The 18860-nt window shown below is 61.2% G+C and carries 19 protein-coding genes; 5 read left to right on the plus strand and 14 right to left on the minus strand.

Annotated features, from left to right (window positions below):
• Nucleotides 1–37: 37 nt before the first annotated feature.
• From leuD to AB1286_RS30750, 4 genes are all read right to left on the minus strand, one after another.
• Nucleotides 38–688 carry a 3-isopropylmalate dehydratase small subunit gene (leuD, locus tag AB1286_RS30735; RefSeq protein WP_430366959.1) on the minus strand — a complete coding sequence of 217 codons (651 nt, stop codon included), beginning with the start codon at nt 686–688 and terminating at the stop codon, nt 38–40.
• Between the two features lie 7 nt (nt 689–695).
• A complete protein-coding gene (locus tag AB1286_RS30740) occupies nt 696–839 on the minus strand; it encodes an entericidin A/B family lipoprotein (protein ID WP_430366960.1) in 144 nt (47 codons plus the stop codon).
• A gap of 4 nt (nt 840–843) precedes the next feature.
• Complete coding sequence (gene leuC / locus AB1286_RS30745; RefSeq protein WP_430366961.1) at nt 844–2253, minus strand: 3-isopropylmalate dehydratase large subunit; 1410 nt, start codon at nt 2251–2253, stop codon at nt 844–846.
• Between the two features lie 141 nt (nt 2254–2394).
• On the minus strand, nt 2395–3417 hold the full coding sequence (locus AB1286_RS30750) for a substrate-binding domain-containing protein (protein WP_430366962.1): 1023 nt from the start codon (nt 3415–3417) through the stop codon (nt 2395–2397).
• A gap of 183 nt (nt 3418–3600) precedes the next feature.
• On the opposite strand from AB1286_RS30750, the gene AB1286_RS30755 reads away from it, so the two are divergent.
• The 3 genes from AB1286_RS30755 (at nt 3601) to AB1286_RS30765 (ending at nt 7840) form a co-directional block, all read left to right on the plus strand.
• The gene (locus AB1286_RS30755; RefSeq protein WP_430366963.1) at nt 3601–5178 is read left to right on the plus strand and encodes a glycoside hydrolase family 68 protein; all 1578 of its coding nucleotides are present in this window, start codon (nt 3601–3603) and stop codon (nt 5176–5178) included.
• A 105-nt stretch (nt 5179–5283) separates the two neighbouring features.
• Nucleotides 5284–6915: a glycoside hydrolase family 32 protein gene (locus tag AB1286_RS30760; protein WP_430366964.1), complete on the plus strand. Its 1632-nt coding sequence runs from the start codon at nt 5284–5286 to the stop codon at nt 6913–6915.
• A 133-nt stretch (nt 6916–7048) separates the two neighbouring features.
• Nucleotides 7049–7840 carry a hypothetical protein gene (locus AB1286_RS30765; protein ID WP_430366965.1) on the plus strand — a complete coding sequence of 264 codons (792 nt, stop codon included), beginning with the start codon at nt 7049–7051 and terminating at the stop codon, nt 7838–7840.
• A gap of 50 nt (nt 7841–7890) precedes the next feature.
• Here the strand turns inward: AB1286_RS30765 and AB1286_RS30770 are convergent, their stop codons facing one another.
• Nucleotides 7891–8553, minus strand: coding sequence for a pyridoxamine 5'-phosphate oxidase family protein (locus tag AB1286_RS30770; RefSeq protein ID WP_430366966.1), 663 nt, complete (start codon nt 8551–8553; stop codon nt 7891–7893).
• 159 nt (nt 8554–8712) lie between these two features.
• Between AB1286_RS30770 and AB1286_RS30775 the strand changes: the two genes are divergently transcribed.
• Nucleotides 8713–10179 carry a PLP-dependent aminotransferase family protein gene (locus tag AB1286_RS30775; protein ID WP_430366967.1) on the plus strand — a complete coding sequence of 489 codons (1467 nt, stop codon included), beginning with the start codon at nt 8713–8715 and terminating at the stop codon, nt 10177–10179.
• Between the two features lie 171 nt (nt 10180–10350).
• Here the strand turns inward: AB1286_RS30775 and AB1286_RS30780 are convergent, their stop codons facing one another.
• Entirely contained in the window at nt 10351–11613 is a 1263-nt protein-coding gene (locus tag AB1286_RS30780; RefSeq protein WP_430366968.1) for a dicarboxylate/amino acid:cation symporter, read from the minus strand.
• Entirely contained in the window at nt 11597–12262 is a 666-nt protein-coding gene (locus AB1286_RS30785; protein WP_430366969.1) for a GntR family transcriptional regulator, read from the minus strand. The genes AB1286_RS30780 and AB1286_RS30785 overlap by 17 nt, the downstream gene beginning before the upstream one ends.
• Nucleotides 12263–12656: 394 nt before the next feature.
• On the opposite strand from AB1286_RS30785, the gene AB1286_RS30790 reads away from it, so the two are divergent.
• Nucleotides 12657–13142, plus strand: a complete 486-nt coding sequence (locus AB1286_RS30790; protein WP_430366970.1) for a GNAT family N-acetyltransferase — start codon at nt 12657–12659, stop codon at nt 13140–13142.
• A 58-nt stretch (nt 13143–13200) separates the two neighbouring features.
• On the opposite strand, the gene AB1286_RS30795 is transcribed toward AB1286_RS30790, so the two are convergent.
• The 7 genes from AB1286_RS30795 to sdhD all read right to left on the minus strand — a co-directional run bounded on the left by AB1286_RS30795 (nt 13201) and on the right by sdhD (nt 18856).
• On the minus strand, nt 13201–13725 hold the full coding sequence (locus AB1286_RS30795) for a helix-turn-helix transcriptional regulator (RefSeq protein WP_430366971.1): 525 nt from the start codon (nt 13723–13725) through the stop codon (nt 13201–13203).
• Entirely contained in the window at nt 13725–14018 is a 294-nt protein-coding gene (locus AB1286_RS30800) for a hypothetical protein (RefSeq protein ID WP_430366972.1), read from the minus strand. The genes AB1286_RS30795 and AB1286_RS30800 overlap by 1 nt, the downstream gene beginning before the upstream one ends.
• 229 nt (nt 14019–14247) lie before the next feature.
• Nucleotides 14248–15552, minus strand: a complete 1305-nt coding sequence (gene gltA / locus AB1286_RS30805) for a citrate synthase (protein ID WP_430366973.1) — start codon at nt 15550–15552, stop codon at nt 14248–14250.
• Nucleotides 15553–15620: 68 nt separating this feature from the next.
• Complete coding sequence (locus tag AB1286_RS30810) at nt 15621–15863, minus strand: succinate dehydrogenase assembly factor 2 (protein WP_430367371.1); 243 nt, start codon at nt 15861–15863, stop codon at nt 15621–15623.
• Nucleotides 15864–15974: 111 nt separating this feature from the next.
• Nucleotides 15975–16679, minus strand: a complete 705-nt coding sequence (locus AB1286_RS30815) for a succinate dehydrogenase iron-sulfur subunit (protein WP_430366974.1) — start codon at nt 16677–16679, stop codon at nt 15975–15977.
• 28 nt (nt 16680–16707) lie between these two features.
• On the minus strand, nt 16708–18483 hold the full coding sequence (gene sdhA, locus AB1286_RS30820; protein WP_430366975.1) for a succinate dehydrogenase flavoprotein subunit: 1776 nt from the start codon (nt 18481–18483) through the stop codon (nt 16708–16710).
• 4 nt (nt 18484–18487) lie between these two features.
• Entirely contained in the window at nt 18488–18856 is a 369-nt protein-coding gene (sdhD, locus tag AB1286_RS30825; protein WP_430366976.1) for a succinate dehydrogenase, hydrophobic membrane anchor protein, read from the minus strand.
• Nucleotides 18857–18860: the final 4 nt, after the last annotated feature.

Consider the following 18860-nt stretch of genomic DNA (forward strand, 5'->3'; position numbering starts at 1 on the left):
ACGGCGGCCGGCATTGCCCGCCGCCGCGGCTAGGACGTCAGCCGACGATCCGATGGGCAAGCCACGGCTGCTTGGCGATCCGCTCCGCTTCGAACGCACGAATCTTGTCGGCGTGGCGCAGCGTGAGACCGATATCGTCGAAGCCGTTCAGGAGACAGTACTTGCGGAAGCCGTCGACTTCGAACCCGTACTCGCGCCCGTCCGGCGTGCGCACCACTTGCGCGTCGAGATCGATCGTCAGCTGGTAGCCGTTGAACGCATATGTCTCGTTGAACAGATGGTCGACCTGCTGCTCCGACAACACGATCGGCAGCACGCCGTTTTTGAAGCAGTTGTTGAAGAAAATGTCGGCGAAACTCGGCGCGATCAACGCGCGAAAGCCGTATTGCTGCAAGGCCCACGGAGCATGCTCGCGCGAGCTGCCGCACCCGAAGTTCTTGCGTGCGACCAAGACCGACGCGCCTTGATAACGCGGCTGATTTAGCACGAAATCGGGGTTCAACGGGCGGCGCGAGTTGTCCTGCCCAGGCTCGCCGTGATCGAGATAGCGCCACTCGTCGAATAGGTTCGGACCGAACCCGGTGCGCTTGATCGATTTCAAAAATTGCTTAGGGATGATCGCATCCGTATCGACGTTTTCGCGATCGAGGGGCGCAACGAGCCCCGTATGCACGACGAATTTGTCCATGTTCCTCTTACTCCGCAGCCTTCTTGATGGCGTGACCTGCGTCGCTCATATCCTGACCGAAACCGGCCATCGTATTGCAGCCCGCAAGACCGAGCAGCGCGCCGGCGAGCGCAAGCAATGCCGCCCGCCGCCAAAACATCCAAGCTTTCATCGCCCTAACCTAACTTCCGAATATCCACAAAATGACCTTCGATCGCGGCGGCCGCAGCCATCGCCGGGCTCACGAGGTGCGTGCGTCCGCCCGCGCCTTGACGGCCTTCGAAGTTGCGGTTCGACGTGGAGGCGCAACGCTCGCCCGGCTCGAGCCGGTCCGCGTTCATCGCGAGGCACATCGAGCACCCCGGTTCGCGCCATTCGAAGCCGGCTTCGACGAACACCTTATCGAGCCCTTCGTGCTCGGCTTGCGCCTTCACAAGCCCCGAGCCGGGCACGACCATCGCGAGCCGGATGTTCGATGCGACACGACGCCCGAGCTTCTTGACGACGTACGCCGCCGCGCGGATGTCTTCGATACGCGCGTTCGTACACGAGCCGATGAACACCTTGTCGACCTTGATCGACTCCATCGGCACATTCGGTTCGAGCGCCATGTACTGAAGCGCGCGTTCCATCGCGTCGCGCTTGACGGGATCCTTCTCGCGCTCGGGATCGGGCACGCGGCTATCGATCGCCGTCACCATTTCGGGCGACGTACCCCACGTGACTTGCGGCACGATCTGCGCAGCATCGAGTTCGACGACGCGATCGAAATGCGCGCCCGCATCGGACACGAAGGTGCGCCAATAGGCGACGGCATGGTCCCATTCGACGCCTTGCGGCGAATACGGACGGCCCAACAGGTAGTCGACCGTCGTATCGTCGACGGCCACCATGCCCGCGCGTGCGCCGGCCTCGATGGCCATATTGCAGACCGTCATGCGGCCTTCCATCGACAACGCGCGAATGGTCGAGCCGCCGAATTCGATCGCGTAGCCCGTGCCGCCGGCGGTGCCGATCTTGCCGATGATGGCCAGTACGATGTCCTTGGCCGTGCAGCCGCGCGGCAACTGACCGTCGACTTTCACGAGCATGTTCTTGCTCTTCTTTTGCAAGAGCGTTTGCGTGGCCAGCACGTGCTCGACTTCCGACGTGCCGATGCCGTGAGCCAGCGCGCCGAACGCGCCGTGCGTCGACGTATGCGAATCGCCGCAGACGATCGTCATGCCGGGCAGCGTCGCGCCTTGCTCAGGTCCGATGATATGAACGATGCCTTGACGCATGTCGTTCATCTTGAACTGCGTAATGCCGTAGGCGTCGCAGTTCGCGTCGAGCGTATCGACTTGCAGCTTGGAGACCGGATCGGCGATGCCGTGGCTGCGATCGGTCGTAGGCACGTTGTGGTCCGACACGGCCAGATTGGCACTGACGCGCCACAGCGGACGCTCGTGCATCTTGAGCCCTTCGAACGCCTGCGGGCTCGTGACTTCGTGCAGCAATTGACGGTCGATGTAGAGCAGCGTCGTGCCATCCTCTTCGGTATGGACGACGTGCGAATCCCACAGCTTGTCGTAGAGAGTCTTTGACATGATATGCGCGGTAATCGTGGCAACGGGCAATCCCCGGTGCGGTCGATTATGCCACGCACACCGCCTTTGGCGCGCGATCGAATTAGAAAAAAGCGATAAAAAACAGTGAGTTGGGTGGTAGTTTCAGTACTAGGCTGGGCGTTACCAGGTGGACGCGCGTACAACACCGTCCGTATCTCCCGCCTCGATTCGGGGCGCCTCCAAGCGCTGCTCGCAGACGCTGTCGTCGATCCGTCGTAGCATCAGATCCGCGAGCGAACGCCCCGTACTGTGTCCGGTCGGCTGCACGACCGCCGTGACTCGGTGCGGTCCTGCGACGTCGTGCGGGACGCCGTCATAAACGATCAACGATATGTCCTCGCCGAGACGCCGGCCGCTTTCGACGAGCGCGCGGAACACGCCCGCTCCCACGATGTTGTTATCGACCAGAATCGCGGTCGGCGCTTCGGCCAGCCCGAGCAGCGTTTGCGCGGCCGAATAGCCGTCGTCACGCGTGAGCGGACTTGCGACGAGCCATTGGGAAGCCGGTTCGATCCCCGCCTCGCGCAGCGCCGCCAGATAACCTTGACGCCGCTGCGCGGCAAAATTCAAGGCGAGCGGCGCGCTGATCATCGCGATACGCCGGTGCCCAAAATCGATCAGGCGGCGGACCGCCTCCCGCGCGCCCGCCTCGTTGTCGAAGTCGAGCCACGCATAGGGTGCGTCGATCTGCGTTCGACCGTACGCGACGAATGGAAAGTCGCGTGAGCGCAGGTAGGCAATGCGCGGATCGTCGACGAGCGTACGTGCAACGATCAACCCGTCGACGAGCTTTCCGTCCACGAGCCGCCGATACGTTTCCAGTTCGGCATTGGGTCGAGCCGACACGATGAAAAAGTCGAGATCGCGTTCGGCGAGCCGCTCTGTGATTCCCCCCACGACTTCGCCGAAGCGAGGATCGCCGAGATCGCTCGCACCGAACGGATAGACGATCCCGATCGCATCGGCGCGTCCCGTCGCAAGCCGGCGCGCCGTGGGATCGGCGACATAACCAAGTTCGCTCGCCGCCTTCATCACGCGTTCCCGCGTCGCCTCGCTCACGTCGTCATAGCCGTTCAACGCTCGACTGACCGTCGTTCGCGACAGTCCGAGCGCCTCGGACAGTGCCTTCAAATTGACCTTCACCGCCGCTCCTCGCGCGCTGCATTGTTCACGGCCAACGTACCTGGGAGCATTTTTTTCCGCATGGCAACTGTTACCGTCAAAAATTTATCTTTTGACGTCCAAACCGGTTTGAAATAGCATCCAAACCGGTTTGGACATCGATGCCCGCCGCCCCCTCCCTCGTTACTTAGAGACGACGCCGAGATGACGACATATTCTTCGCCCTTCCGCTCGCCTGCGAGCAAACGTTTGCTGCTTGTCGGCGGCACCCTGGCCGTGTTTGCGGCCGCAGCTCATGCGCAGACGGCCGGTGCGCCCGCACCCACGCCCCATAGCCAGCAAGCCTACGACCCCGAAGACAACTTCACGATGCGCTGGACGCGCGCGGACATCCGTCAGATCGTCGCGCAATCGCACACGGCCGGCGCAGACAAAAATTCGCTGCCTCAATCGCTGACGATGCCGAACATCCCTCAGGATTTTCCGTTGATCAATTCGGACGTCTGGGTCTGGGATACGTGGCCCCTTGCCGATATGCGCGCGAACCAACTCAGCTACAAGGGTTGGGAAGTGATCTTCTCCTTGACCGCCGATCCGCATGCCGGCTACACGTTCGACGATCGTCACGTACATGCAAGAATCGGCTTCTTCTACCGCCGAGCTGGCATTCCCGCGTCGCTACGCCCGGCGAACGGCGGCTGGACCTGGGGCGGCCACCTGTTCCCGGACGGCGCGAGCGTGAAGGTATTCGGCACCACGCCGATGACCAACAACGCCGAATGGTCCGGCTCCGCGCGCCTCACGCACGGCGACAACGTCAACCTCTACTACACCGCCCTATCGTTCAATCGATCGGCGCCCGGTGGCTCGGACATCACCCCGCCTGTCGCCATCATCACGCGTGCCGACGGCCACATTCACGCCGACGACAAGCATGTCTGGTTCACCGGCTTCGACGACCATAAAGCGTTGTTGCAGCCGGAAGGCAAGTGGTACCAAACGGGCCAACAAAACGTCTACTACTCGTTCCGCGATCCGTTCGTATTCACCGACCCCGCTCACCCGGGCAAGACTTATATGGTCTTCGAAGGCAACACGGGCGGTCCGCGCGGCGCGCGCACCTGCACGGAAGCCGATCTCGGCTACGCGCCCAACGATCCGTATAAGGAAGATCTGAACGCGGTCATGAATTCGGGCGCAGTGTATCAAAAGGCCAACGTGGGCCTGGCGATCGCGACGAACCCGCAACTGACCGAATGGAAGTTCCTGCCGCCGATCCTATCGGCGAACTGCGTCGACGATCAAACCGAGCGTCCGCAGATCTATCTGAAGGACGGCAAGTACTATCTATTCACGATCAGCCACCGCACGACGATGGCCGCGGGCGTCGACGGTCCGGACGGCGTGTACGGCTTCGTGGGCAACGGCATTCGCAGCGATTTCCTCCCGCTCAACGGCGGGGGCGGCCTCGTGCTCGGCAATCCGACCGACTTCTCCGCGCCGGCCGGCGCGCCGTACGCGCAAGATCCGAATCAAAACCCGCGAGAGTTCCAGTCGTATTCGCACTATGTGATGCCGGGCGGATTGGTCGAATCGTTCATCGACGCAATCGGCCCACGTCGCGGCGGCACGCTCGCACCGACGGTGAGGATTGACATCCGGGGCACGTCGACGGCAGTGGACCGCTTCTATGGACGCGGCGGACTCGGCGGCTACGGCGATATCTCGGCGAACCGGCCGGCGATCGGCGCCGGCCACAACGACACGCCTCAACCTAACTAACGGTCACTTCGCTTTCAACGTGTCTTAGCCCATCGTGCATGCGGCCGTCGCCGGCCGTATGCACGTCGACCACCCGCGTCGGACGACGACGCACCGTCATCAAGTATGCAATCGAAGCCTTTGCGCATCTCCATCCGAATCGGCGTTACGCTGCTGCTCGCCAGTCTGGCCGGCATAAGCACCTCCACCGCCGCCTCGGCCGAAAACGGCACGCCGCAATGGCGGCCGCGCGTGCACTACACGCCCCAGCACAACTGGATGAACGATCCGAACGGCCTCGTCTACGACAATGGCCGCTATCACCTTTTCTATCAGTACAACCCGTTCGGCAACGAGTGGGGCAATATGTCGTGGGGCCATGCGACCAGCACCGATCTCATCCATTGGCATGAACAGCCCGTTGCGATGTACGCCAACGACAAGGAAGAAATCTTCTCCGGTTCGATCGTCGCCGACACGCACAACACATCGGGCCTCGGGCCGGCCGGCGTGACGCCGCTCGTCGCGCTCTACACGAGCGCCTATCGCGCCGGATCCGGCCACGCTCCGGGCACGCAAGCCCAATCGCTGGCCTATAGCCTCGATCACGGCGCAACGTGGCAGCCTTATGCGCACAACCCCGTACTCACGCTCGATCCCGAATCGAAACAATTCCGGGACCCCAAAGTCTCGTGGTACGAGCCCGGGCATTATTGGCTCATGACTACGGTCGTCGCGGATGCCCAGGTCGTGAAACTTTATCGTTCAGACGACCTCATCCATTGGTCGTTCCTCAGCGACTTTACGCTGCCGAACATCCCTCACTCAGGAGCGTTATGGGAAATGCCCGAACTCGTTGCCCTGCCGCTCGACGGCGACCCGAACAGGATCAAGTGGGTGATGATCTTGGGGGTCAACCCGTGGTCGATCGCGGGCGGCTCCGGGACGATGTATTTCGTCGGCGAGTTCGACGGGCGCGCCTTCACGGCCGATGAAGTCGCGCCGCCCGGTTCCGATCCCAGCCGATTTCATTGGCTCGACCACGGCGCCGACTTTTACGCGTCCGGCACGTTCTCCGGCGCGCCGGACGCGCGGCCGGTCGCGATCGCTTGGATGGACAATTGGGATTACGCGGCTAAGGTCCCCACGTCGCCGTGGCGTGGCGCGATGACACTGCCGCGCGAGTTGGCCCTGAAGACGATCGACGGCGAGCCTCGGCTCGTCTCCCGGCCGGCTGCGACATTCGATACATGGGCCGACGGTTGGCCGGCGACGCATCTAGGCGACATAACCGTCGACTCATCCACGCAAGCGCTATCCGCCAAGGTCCGAGGAACCGCACAACGCATCAAGCTAACCCTGGTGCCGCAAGGCGCCGCACGCGCGGGAATCGTCGTGCGCCGGTCGGCCGACGGCACGATCGGCACGCGGATCGTCTACGACGCCATACAACGGACGCTAACGCTGGATCGCTCGCAATCGGGCGACTCGGATTTCTCGGCCGCGTTCAGCGCGCGGCATATCGTGGACCTGCCGCTTCGCGATGGGCGTTTGCCGCTGGAGATCGTCGTCGATCGAGGGTCCGTCGAAGTCTTCGCGGACGGCGGACGCGCTACGATGACCGACCTGATTTTCCCCCCGCTCTCCGCCGATGGAGTCGCCTTGTTCTCCGAGGGCGGGAAAGCGACGTTCGACCGACTTGCGATCACGCGGCTCGACGGCGAGGGCGAGACATCCGCATGGCGACAATTTCGGTAGGCCCCCGTGTAACCTTCCGGCATGCGTTGGAATCTACGCTTCGGATTTACCTGAGCTCGACTTCACGTCGCAATGGCAACGGACAGCAAGACAAATCGAGGCAATCCGACTCACTGGGGCGGCGATTATCGGCATGCCGTTACCGACATTGACGGCACTGGCCCGCGATTTGAAAGCGCGTCATATCGCGCTTGGACTCGAAGTGCTAGCGACGAACTGGTGGCATGAGCCGGCCTGCGGCGACGGCATCGAGGGGTATATCGATCCCGGTGCAACCAACGCCATCGTAGCGAAGCTGATCAAATCCGGAGCAGCGCTCGATTTCATCGCCATGGACGAGCCGCTGTGGTTCGGCCATTTCTACGGCGGCAACAACGCCTGCCGCAGCGCCATCGCCGAGTTGGCCAATCGGGTCGCCGTCAACGTGCGTATCTATAAAGCCGCATTTCCCAACGTAACGCTCGGCGATATCGAGCCCTTCCCGGCCGTCGCCGCTCAGCCGAACTGGCAAGCTGCGTACGGCCAATGGGTCAAGGCGTTCGAGACAGCCACGGGAAGCCGGCTCGACTTTCTCGACTTGGATTTCGACTGGTACTCGCCGCGATTGAATACCGTATCCGTCCCGGTGCGGCCGGATGAGCAAGCCATTGCCGATCAGGCGCGCGCGGCCGCCGCGCTCGCCCGGGACAATGGCCTCGCGATTGGCATGATCATGAACGGCGGCGGCCATCCCAGTGCAAAGTCGGATGCCGATTGGATCGCCCAGGCTCGCCGGCATATCCGTGCATTGGATGCATCCGGCGTGCGCTTCGATCGCGTGCTGCTCGAAACCTGGGACAAATATCCCGCCCACACGTTTTCCGCAACGGATCCCGCCGACACGCTGTCGGGCCTCGTCGCCGCCTATGCGCAAGCCCACCGCTAGAAGACGGTCACCGACTTAGACGGTCACCGTCTTGCAGGCATGCACCCAAATCACTCGGCCCAATTCGTCACATAAGCCGGCTCGGCGATGTTCCTTTGGCTTTCCGCATGGATCGGCGCGATGCGCGTCGCTTTTAGCGGCAGCACGCCCGTCCAGACATCGAGGTCGCGATCCTCCTCCTTATCCGACGGCAGCGAAGCGCTGACTTTCACCGCGGCTTCCGCGAGCGAAATGCGTAGTACGCTCGTCGCGTTGATCTCCTTCGCGTTGCCGCGCCGCGCTTCGTCCTTACGACCTTCGGCGATCTTGTCCATGAGTATGTCCATAGCCGCCAGCTTTCCCGCACTACCCTCCACGATTTCAAATCGCCCATAGATCACCGCCGAACGATAGTTCATCGAATGGCTGAATGCCGATTTGGCCAGCACGAGACCATCGAGCAAGGTAATCGCCACGCCAACTTGCGCGCCGGCCGCAAGCGCCTTGAGCATTCGGCTGCCATTGGATCCGTGAATGTAGAGGAAATCGTCCTTCCGCCAGTGAGCGGTCGGGATGCAGTGCGTATCTTGATCGGCAACGAAAGCGATATGGCAAACGTACGCTTCATCGAGGATGCGATAGAGCATCGCGCGATCGTGATTCGCAAGCTCCGGCAAGCGGCGAATCGTCGTGCGAGCGGATACCGGCAGCGGGGTGCATTCGTTCAAATTCATTGTTCTGTTCGACTCCATCGACTTCGTGAAACGCGGCTCATCGAGCGCCGCGGCAAAACCCTCGTCCTCGGGCCCATCCGAACGCCGGCGAAGCGAAAGATACAATGCGATGTGGCCTTTAAAAAGAACCAACGCCAGGCAAAAATTTAGAACCAAGACATGGATCTCGCTCTTCTCATTTCATCGTTTTCCATGCAACAGGGGCTAGCGAAGCAAAGCCAACAAGAAGCGCTCTACCGAAGCCTGCGCGACATGCTATTGGACGGCCGGATTCCGCCCGGCACGCGTTTGGCATCGACGCGCACGCTGGCCGCAGAGCTGGGCATCGCGCGAAATTCAGCCGTCTACGCCTACGAAAGGCTGACCGAGGAAGGGTTCGTCGCCGCCACGCGCACCGGCACGATCACACTCTGGGACGGACGCGGTCAGCGCCATGCTCGCGCTGAGGCGGGCCCGATTCAGGTCCGCCTTGCGGATCGGGTGCATGGGCTCGACAATCCCCAGCCGGAGCCCGATCGTATGTTGCCGTTCGTCCCTGGCCTGCCGTCGCTCCATGAATTTCCCATTCTTCAATGGCGGCGTTGCGTCGAACGGGCCTGGAAGCAAATCCAGCCGGCTCAGCTCGCCTACGGTCCGGCCGAAGGCCTTCCCGAATTGCGGCGAGCCGTGGCGGCCTATATCAAGGTGTCGCGCGGCGTGCGGTGCGAAACGGATCAGGTGTTCATCACCGACGGGACCCAAAGCAGCCTTGAACTGTGCGCGCGCATGCTGGCGAACCCCGGCGAATTCGGCTGGCTCGAAAACCCCTGTTATAGCGGTGCTAAAACGGCGTTCCAGTCCACCGGCTTACGGATCGTGCCGATGGAAGTCGATCGGGAAGGCATGGCGCCGCTCGAGAGCGATTGGCGCAGCCGTCCGCCGAAGCTGATCTACGCCACGCCTTCGCATCAATACCCGCTCGGGGCACTGATGAGCATCCAGCGGCGAGCGACGCTCATCGAAAGAGCGCGCGAATGCGGGGCGTGGATTATCGAGGACGATTACGACAGCGAATTCCGTCACAGCGGCCAACCGCTACCCGCGATCCAGGGCATTCATGCCGATGCGCCGGTCTGCTATCTGGGCACGTTCAGCAAGACGATGTTTCCCGCGCTTCGGTTAGGCTTCATGGTGCTTCCGCCGATGTTGGTGGAGCGCTTTCGCGGCACGCTACGCGAACTCGTCCATCGCGGTCATCCGGCCGATCAATTAGCCATGGCGGAATTCATCGACACGGGGCTTTTCGCGCGGCATTTGCGCCGAATGCGGACGCTCTATACCGAGCGGCGCGGGACGCTCGAGCACGCGCTCGCAAAGCATCTCGGGACAGTGTTACGGGTTCGGGAAAGCTCCGGCGGAATGCACCTATCGGCCGAACTCAACGTGCCGGCGCAAGATACGGAAATCGCGCGGCAAGCAAACGCCGAAGGTCTGCTGTTGCAGCCGTTGAGCCATTATCGAGTTCTCGACGGGCGAGCGTACAACGGCTTTGTTCTCGGTTACGCCGGACTCACCGGGGCAACGATCGAAAAGTCCGTGACACACCTCGCCCGCGTCGTCGAATCTCATGGCGGCATCAAGCGCTGAGGGCGCGAACGAGCCATCCGCCCTCTTTCGCGCGGACGCGAATCGGCTAGCGCAAAAAAAGAAATGCGACCGGCGGGCGAGCCGGTCGCAAATCCGCCTGCCGAGGAAAATTCAGGCGGAGCGCGGCTCGAAAGCAAGCCGTGCGGGCGAAAGAACGAATAGGGTTAGGCTTCAAGCGTTACTACGTAGCGGCGCTAAGTTCGGCGCGCGCTCATCGTGCCCGCCGGCGGGCACAAGAGGCTCTCCAGACACGCGCAAGGCTACCGCCGTTGCAACGGTACTCGCATAAACGTTCACTGCCGTGCGGCCCATATCGAAGAACGCATCGATACCGAGGATTAGCAACACCGCTTCGGCCGGCAGCCCGATCGCGCCCAGAACCACAGTGATCGCCACCACCGCACCGGAAGGCACATTCGCGGCGCCATCGATCATGATCGTGGTCAACACGATGATCGTGAAGACGAGCGGCCAACTCCAGGTCAAATGATAGACATCGGCCAGATAGCCCACGGCCAAAGCCGTATAGAGCACGGCGCCGTCGCGATTGAAAATGTACGACAGCGGCAAAATGGTAGACGCGACCGATTGCGGCACACCCAACTCGGTCAGCTTCTTCAGGTGCAGCGGGTACGTGATTTCGGACGAGCGCGTTGTGAACGCGAGAATCAGCGGCTCGCTGACGTGCTTGATCACTGCGCGCGCCCGAAGCCCGGTCGCTTTGAGCACCAGCGTGAGCGCGACCGTGAGGATCGTCAGGCCGAGGTAGGCCACCCCCAGCAATTTGACGAGCGGCATGAGCGCCGATAGGCCCTTCGAGGCAAGTAGTCCGGCCAGCGCCGCGAAAATGGCGACGGGGGAAAACGCGACAACCCACTCGGTCATTTTGAACAACGCCGCGAGTGCCGAATCGAGCACGGCCACGAACGGCGCCGCCTTCTCTTCGACGGCCGCCAGCGCCGAGCCCAACAAAACGCCGAATACGAGGACAGGTACGGAATTGCCCGACGCGAGGGCTTCGACGATATTGGCCGGGACGAGATCGATCAGGAATTGAATCCAGTCGACACGGCCGGCCAAATTCTTCGGCATCGCGGCCGTCTCGGTCAAACTCGCGCCGACGCCCGGATGAAACACGTAGTTCAGCGCGAGACCGAGGGCGGCAGCGAACACGGTTGCTACGATAAAAAACGCGATGCTAAGCGCTGCGGTTTTCCCCAAACTGCCACGCTGAGAGCCGGCACGAAACGCCCCGACCGTCACCGAGAACAAAATCAACGGCATCACGACCATCTTGATCGCATGCGCGAAGATCGTGGAGAGAAACGACAGCTTCACTGCGATCGTAGGCATTAGCACGCCAAACAGCGCGCCCAACACCAACCCCAAGATCATTTGCAAGGAAACGGGGATGCCTCTATGCCGATAGGTCATGTTCGCCTCGGATTAGTTTGATTCGTGCATCGGTCCCATCGAGAATGTGATTCCACATGTGCCGCCGGGCCGCTTCGGGCTCCTTCGCCCGAATCGATCCGTAAATATTGAGATGCTCGGACGTTCCGCGTCGCACCGTCGCTGCATCGTCCCGATGCAATTCGTTCAGTGCGAGCCCGCTCTGAGCGCGCAACATCCGGTACGACGTATAGAGCCGATCGTTCTTGGCAGCCGCGAACATCTCCTGGTGGAAGACCCACCCGATGCGCTGCTCCGTCATCAGATCCGTCGACTCTCCTTCCGCAATCCGGCGCAATTGATCCGCCGCCGTAGACAACCCGTCGGTTGCGCCGTTGACCGCCGCCAGGTAGGCGGCCGTGCTTTCGAGTGCAAGCCTGACTTCGAAAATCTCGCGCAAGTCGATCTTCGTGGGCGCCGTTACGTAGGTTCCCCGGCGCGGAATGACTTCCACCAAACCTTCCACCACGAGACGCTGGATTGCAGAGCGCACCGGCATATGGCCGAGCATCAATTCATCGGCCATATTGCGCGGAGAAACAGGATTGCCCGGCGCCAATCGCCCATCGAGAATGCGGGATCGGATCTGCGTATAGGCCGTTTGCGTATCGGATTGACGGTCTGCCGTCATCTGAGATCTCAAATAGTTTGTTATCCCGAAAAGATTTTTCGGCTCAAAAGGAGCTTACCGCATTACAAGGCAAATAGAACCTGATATTTTTCGGAGTATAGCGATCGAGGTACGCGATCAAAGCAGTGAGCGAGGCATTGAGGACTCCACTAAGGACTCCACTGAGCGAAGCATTGAGGACGTTGTGGCAGGTGATCACATCATGGGAAGACTGCGAATAGGGGACATCGATAGAGATCGGCGAACATCGGCAAGCAGCGGGACACCGCGGCGCTGAAGACGACGATGACGGTTTCATCAGGTAACGCTATACAATCTTGCGATATAACAAATTAGCCCATCCAGTTTGAGCGAATTCAAAAATATCTATACGCCCGGAACAATATAATTTCCCATGCCCGATAGCCGCGCGCTCTTTTCCATTCATGCCGTTTCAGCCGAAGACGTCCTACCGTTACGCGGATCCATTCTTTTGGACAGTCAAGCGGATTCGTGTCGATTCCGCGGCGACGACGAGCCCACTACGTTGCACCTTGCCGTATATCAGGGCGAGCGAGTGATCGCCGTTGCAACGGTATGCCGCGAGGCATTGCCGGGTGCGCAGAACGACTCAGCGTGGCGCCTGCGCGGCGTGGCAGTGGAGCCACACGCGCGTGGCTACGGGTTCGGCCGTACCCTCATGAAACTGTGTTGCGAGCACGCGCGCCGCCACGGCGGGAGACTCGCTTGGTGTACGGCTCGCGAAACGGCTCGCGGATTTTATGAAGCGCTCGGTTTCGCATCGTCGTCGCCACCGTTCAAACTGCCGTCGAGGGGCGATCTTCTGTTCTACGAAATGCACTATGTGTTGCCGGGCGAACCGATTGTCGATGTCGAATAACGAATGCGCCGCGCAGACTCCAGCGCGGCAACCCGATACGCTCGCCTATGCGCCGCACTCAAGCGAGGAGCGGAACTAACTGCCGGTTGAAGCGCGGTTCGATTTGGCGTGCTTCTTTCGCTAGATTCACTTGCTTGGTGGCTTTTGCGATATCGACAAGGCCCGCGCTGATTGGATAGGAACCACGGCCGCTCAGCCATATGAGCACGTCCGACAGGTGCCAAACCGACGAACTTCCCTCGTGCACAGGCAACGGAAAACGCGATGCGTGAGCCAGCATCAGTTTGCGCATATTCTGTCGTGTCACCCCCGCCAGATCCGCGACGTCCGTCAGCCCCACGAAATCCGGGCCCGCCTCAACCAACCTAGCGGAGGGCATCGCCTTTCTAGCATCTTGCAGCGCCGAATGGATAGCCGACCAAGCATCGGCCGCATCACGCGTAAATGCGAGCGCGATTCTGCCCGGCTGGCCCATGCCGACCGTCGCGTCGTCACACCCTGCCTCGAACAGACGCTCGACGATCTGCTCATGGTCGCGATCTTCGTCCGCGAGTTGATATTTCAGCGTAAAAACGTATTCCATTAGGACTCCTTAATTTCTGCGAGCGCGCTCAATTTGAATACGGCGATCTGCTGGACCACCGCGCAATGATCGACGACGCGCTTCAAATCTTTCGCGTGATTCGCTGCGCAGCGCGGCGTACTCCAAATACTGGCGATGCAAAATTCACCGCAGCGGCACTGAGCGTCGTGATAGGGGCAAAGCATCTTGCCCCACGCGTGCCCGTTTCCTCGTTTGGGCTGCACTCGCCAGCCGTGCGCTTCCGCATATACGAGGGCCGCTTCGATTTCCTTCTTCGGATGTGGTCGTTGCATTCGTCATTGCGGCAACAATACCGCTCGGTTAGAAAGTTGTCAAGTGACAACCTTGGTTGCAGACGAATGCAGAGTAAGGGCGCGACGGCCCGGCGAGGAGTCGGTCGAACGGCATAGCCCTCGTTAAAGCAGCAGCCCAAAAAAGAAAAAGCCCCGACGGTATGACCCGTGGGGCTTTGAATACGCTCGTCGACGAACCGGTTCGTTAGAACCGGCGTCGAATCGGCAATCAGCCGCGTTGGCCGATCGGCTTGGCTTCGCGCGGCGTTTCGCCGATGAACAACTGACGCGGACGGCCGATCTTTTGCTCGGCTTCCGAGATCATCTCGTTCCACTGAGCGATCCAGCCGACCGTACGTGCCATCGCGAAAATGCAGGTGAACATCGAGGTCGGGATACCGAGCGCGCGCTGGACGATGCCCGAGTAGAAGTCGACGTTCGGGTACAGCTTGCGCGACACGAAGTATTCGTCTTCGAGCGCGATCTTCTCGAGCTGCATCGCGAGCTTGAACAGCGGATCGTCGTGCAGGCCGAGTTCTTCGAGCACTTCGTGGCACGTCTCGCGCATCAGCTTCGCGCGCGGGTCGTAGTTCTTGTACACGCGGTGACCGAAGCCCATCAGCTTCACGCCCGAGTTCTTGTCCTTCACTTGCTTGATGAACTCGGGGATGTTGTCCGACGAGCCGATTTGCTCGAGCATGTTCAGCGCCGCTTCGTTCGCACCGCCGTGCGCCGGACCCCAGAGGCAAGCGATACCGGCTGCGATACACGCGAACGGATTCGCGCCCGACGAACCGGCCAGACGCACCGTCGAAGTCGACGCGTTTTGTTCGTGATCGGCGTGCAGAATCAAGATGCGATCGAGCGCGCGGACGAGCACGTCGTTGATCTTGTACTCTTCGCACGGGTTCGAGAACATCATGTGCATGAAGTTCGCGCTATACGACAGGTCGTTCTTCGGATAGACGAACGGCTGGCCGATGCTGTACTTGTACGCCATGGCGACGAGCGTCGGCAGCTTCGCGATCATGCGGATCGCCGAGACGTCGCGATGATGCGGATCGTTGATGTTCAGCGAATCGTGATAGAACGCGGACAGCGCGCCCACCGACGCGACCAGAATCGCCATCGGGTGCGAATCGCGACGGAAGCCGCGGAAGAAGAACTGCATCTGCTCGTGCACCATCGTGTGGCGCGTGACCGTGCTGACGAACTCTTGCTTTTCCTTGGCGGTCGGCAGATCGCCCTTCAGCAGCAGATAGCAGGTTTCAAGGAAGTCCGCGTTTTGCGCGAGATTGTCGATCGGGAAGCCGCGGTACAGCAGCTCGCCCTTGTCTCCGTCGATATAGGTGATCGCGGAGTTGCACGACGCCGTCGACATGAAGCCCGGGTCATACGTGAATTTGCCGGTTTGGCCATACAGCTTGCGGATGTCGATTACGTCAGGGCCCATCGTGCCCTTGTAGATCGGCAGTTCGACGCTCGGCGAATTATCGCTGAATGAGAGCGTGGCTTTAACATCTGACGGAGTCATAGCATCCTCAATCGAAGTTGGAACGGGTTTCCGATCATGCGCGCGCGGCGCGTCCAGCAATGCGGCGCTCAAACAGCGCGCAACAGGCCCAGCACCCGGACGATGTCCGGGTCGGAAAGGTCGCCTTCCGGTTCCTTGCGAGCGAGAAGCAAGTCCATCAGGTCGTTGTCGCTCAGCTCGAACAGACGTGTGAGCGCACCCACGTCCGCGTCGCTAAGGCTCTCCTCGTAACGGCTGAAAAAACGTTCGAAGATTAAATCGTTTTCCAGCAGACCGCGGCGTGCGCGCCAACGAAGGCGCGCGCGACGCAGCGGGTCTGTTTGGTGCGATGCGTCATTATGCGCCGAGCCTCCCCCGGATGTCCCGAAGGACTCCTCGGGGGACGGCGCATAAAGCGAGCGCCTAAAGGCAAGTGTCATCGTTTAAACCGTGCGGCGTACCATCAGTTCCTTGATCTTGCCGATCGCCTTCGTCGGGTTCAGGCCCTTCGGGCAAACGTCGACGCAGTTCATGATCGTGTGGCAGCGGAACAGACGATAGGGGTCTTCAAGGTTATCCAGGCGCTCGCCCGTTGCTTCGTCGCGGCTATCGGCGATGAACCGGTAAGCCTGCAACAGACCGGCCGGGCCGACGAACTTATCCGGATTCCACCAGAAGCTCGGGCACGACGTGGAGCAGCTCGCGCAAAGAATGCACTCGTACAGGCCGTCGAGCTCGTCGCGTTCTTGCGGCGATTGCAGACGCTCCTTCTCGGGCGGCGGCGTGTCGTTGATCAGGTACGGCTTGATCGAGTGGTATTGATTGAAGAATTGCGTGAAGTCGCAAATCAAATCGCGCACCACAGGCAGGCCAGGCAACGGACGCAGAACGATCTTTTGCGGCAGATCGTTCAGGTTCGTCAAGCAGGCGAGACCGTTCTTGCCGTTGATGTTCATCGCGTCCGAACCGCAAACGCCTTCACGGCACGAGCGGCGGAACGACAGCGTTTCGTCGACTGCTTTGAGTTTGACGAGCGCGTCGAGCAGCATGCGATCGCCTACGCCGAGCTCGAGCTCGTACGTCTGCATGCGCGGCGCGGCATCCTTGTCCGGATCGTAGCGATAGATTTCGAAAGTACGTTTTGCCATTTCGCGTGTGTCCTTTGAATGCACCGGCTTAGAAGGTACGCGCCTTCGGCGGCACCGATTCGACCGTCAACGGCTGCATGTGCACCGGCTTGTAATCGAGGCGATCGCCCTCGCTGAACCACAGCGTGTGGCGCAGCCAGTTTTCGTCGTCGCGATGTTCGTAATCGCTTTGCGCGTGGGCGCCGCGGCTTTCCTTGCGCGCCTCGGCCGACACCATCGTCGCGCGCGCCACTTCGATCAGGTTCGCCAACTCGAGCGCTTCGACGCGAGCCGTGTTGAACACCTTCGATTTGTCCTTCAAGTGCACGTGGTTCACGCGCTCCGCGACTTCCTTGATCTTTTCGACGCCTTCCGCAAGCAGCTTCGACGTACGGAACACGCCCGCATGCGATTGCATCGTTGCACGGATATCGCCTGCGATCGCTTGCGTGTACTCGCCCGAGGTCGACTTGTCGAGTTTGTCGAGGCGCGACAGTGCGAAATCGGCAGCGTCGGCCGGCAGGGACTTGTGCTCCTTCAGGTCCTTGACGTGCTTGACGATGTGGTTGCCCGCGGCGCGGCCGAAGACGACCAAGTCGAGCAGCGAGTTCGTACCCAAACGGTTCGCGCCATGCACCGAGACGCACGAGCATTCGCCGACGGCATAGAAGCCGTTCACGACCTCTTCGTGGCCGCGCGGCGTGCCGACGACCTGACCGTGAATGTTCGTCGGGATGCCGCCCATTTGGTAATGGATCGTCGGCACGACGGGGATCGGCTCTTTGATGCAGTCGACGTTCGCGAACTTCAATGCGATTTCGCGGATCGACGGCAGACGCTTCATGATCGTCTCGGCGCCGATGTGCGACAAGTCGAGCAGCACGTGATCCTTGTTCGGACCCACGCCGCGGCCTTCCTTGATTTCCTGGTCCATCGAACGCGAGACGAAGTCGCGCGGCGCCAAATCCTTCAGCGTCGGCGCGTAGCGCTCCATGAAGCGCTCGCCGTTCGCGTTACGCAAGATGCCGCCTTCGCCGCGAACGCCTTCGGTGATCAGCACGCCCGCGCCGGCCACGCCGGTCGGGTGGAATTGCCAGAATTCCATGTCTTGCAAGGCGATGCCCGAGCGGGCCGCCATGCCCAGGCCGTCGCCCGTGTTGATGAACGCGTTCGTCGACGCCGCGAAGATCCGGCCCGCGCCGCCCGTGGCGAACAGCGTGCACTTGCCTTCGAGGATGTAGACGTCGCCCGTTTCCATTTCGAGCGCGGTCACGCCGAGCACGTCGCCGTCGGCGTCGCGAATCAGGTCGAGCGCCATCCATTCGACGAAGAATTGCGTCTTGGCAGCGACGTTTTGCTGATAGAGCGTATGCAGCAGCGCGTGACCGGTACGGTCGGCGGCCGCGCAAGCGCGTTGGACGGGCTTCTCGCCGTAGTTGGCCGTATGGCCGCCAAACGGACGCTGATAGATCGTGCCGTCCGCATTACGGTCGAACGGCATGCCGAAGTGCTCGAGCTCGTAGACGGCGTTCGGCGCTTCGCGGCACATGAACTCGATCGCGTCTTGATCGCCGAGCCAGTCGGAACCCTTGATCGTGTCGTAGAAGTGGTAATGCCAGTTGTCTTCGCTCATGTTGCCGAGCGATGCGCCGATCCCGCCTTGCGCGGCGACCGTGTGCGAACGCGTCGGAAACACTTTCGACAGCACGCAAACCGACAAACCGGCACGTGCGAGTTGCAGCGACGCGCGCATCCCCGAACCGCCCGCGCCGACGATGACCACGTCGAAGCGGCGACGCGGCAGAGAATTCTTGATTGCAGCCATTCTTTTACACTCTCCAGAGAATCTGCGCAGCGTAGCCCGCGCACGCGAGCAGCCAGACGATCGTCAGCGCTTGCAAAACGAGCCGCGTGCCGACGGGCTTCACATAGTCCATCCAGATGTCGCGCACACCCACCCACGCGTGGTAGAAGAGCGAGAGCAACGTGACGAACGTCGCGAGCTTCATCCATTGCGTGGCGAAGATCGAAGCCCAGCCGTCGTAGGAGAAAGCCTGTGCGCCGAAGAACCAGGCGAGCAGGATGACCGTGTAGATCGCCATGATCATGGCGGTCACGCGCTGCGCGAGCCAGTCGCGCAGGCCGTAATGCGCGCCGACGACGAGGCGCTTCGAGCCGATTCGGTTGTTGGCTGCCATTTTC

It is taken from the genome of Trinickia sp. NRRL B-1857 (assembly GCF_050470685.1).
Classification (GTDB): domain Bacteria; phylum Pseudomonadota; class Gammaproteobacteria; order Burkholderiales; family Burkholderiaceae; genus Trinickia.

Coding starts and splice junctions, on each gene's coding strand:
- AB1286_RS30815 (WP_430366974.1), bottom strand. CDS start 16,679: ATGGCAAAACGTACTTTCGAAATCTATCGCTACGATCCGGACAAGGAT.
- AB1286_RS30775 (WP_430366967.1), top strand. CDS start 8,713: ATGGATCTCGCTCTTCTCATTTCATCGTTTTCCATGCAACAGGGGCTA.
- AB1286_RS30795 (WP_430366971.1), bottom strand. CDS start 13,725: ATGGAATACGTTTTTACGCTGAAATATCAACTCGCGGACGAAGATCGC.
- AB1286_RS30755 (WP_430366963.1), top strand. CDS start 3,601: ATGACGACATATTCTTCGCCCTTCCGCTCGCCTGCGAGCAAACGTTTG.
- AB1286_RS30785 (WP_430366969.1), bottom strand. CDS start 12,262: ATGACGGCAGACCGTCAATCCGATACGCAAACGGCCTATACGCAGATC.
- leuD (WP_430366959.1), bottom strand. CDS start 688: ATGGACAAATTCGTCGTGCATACGGGGCTCGTTGCGCCCCTCGATCGC.
- AB1286_RS30780 (WP_430366968.1), bottom strand. CDS start 11,613: ATGACCTATCGGCATAGAGGCATCCCCGTTTCCTTGCAAATGATCTTG.
- sdhA (WP_430366975.1), bottom strand. CDS start 18,483: ATGGCTGCAATCAAGAATTCTCTGCCGCGTCGCCGCTTCGACGTGGTC.
- gltA (WP_430366973.1), bottom strand. CDS start 15,552: ATGACTCCGTCAGATGTTAAAGCCACGCTCTCATTCAGCGATAATTCG.
- AB1286_RS30740 (WP_430366960.1), bottom strand. CDS start 839: ATGAAAGCTTGGATGTTTTGGCGGCGGGCGGCATTGCTTGCGCTCGCC.
- AB1286_RS30760 (WP_430366964.1), top strand. CDS start 5,284: ATGCAATCGAAGCCTTTGCGCATCTCCATCCGAATCGGCGTTACGCTG.
- AB1286_RS30770 (WP_430366966.1), bottom strand. CDS start 8,553: ATGAATTTGAACGAATGCACCCCGCTGCCGGTATCCGCTCGCACGACG.
- AB1286_RS30800 (WP_430366972.1), bottom strand. CDS start 14,018: ATGCAACGACCACATCCGAAGAAGGAAATCGAAGCGGCCCTCGTATAT.
- AB1286_RS30790 (WP_430366970.1), top strand. CDS start 12,657: ATGCCCGATAGCCGCGCGCTCTTTTCCATTCATGCCGTTTCAGCCGAA.
- AB1286_RS30765 (WP_430366965.1), top strand. CDS start 7,049: ATGCCGTTACCGACATTGACGGCACTGGCCCGCGATTTGAAAGCGCGT.
- leuC (WP_430366961.1), bottom strand. CDS start 2,253: ATGTCAAAGACTCTCTACGACAAGCTGTGGGATTCGCACGTCGTCCAT.
- sdhD (WP_430366976.1), bottom strand. CDS start 18,856: ATGGCAGCCAACAACCGAATCGGCTCGAAGCGCCTCGTCGTCGGCGCG.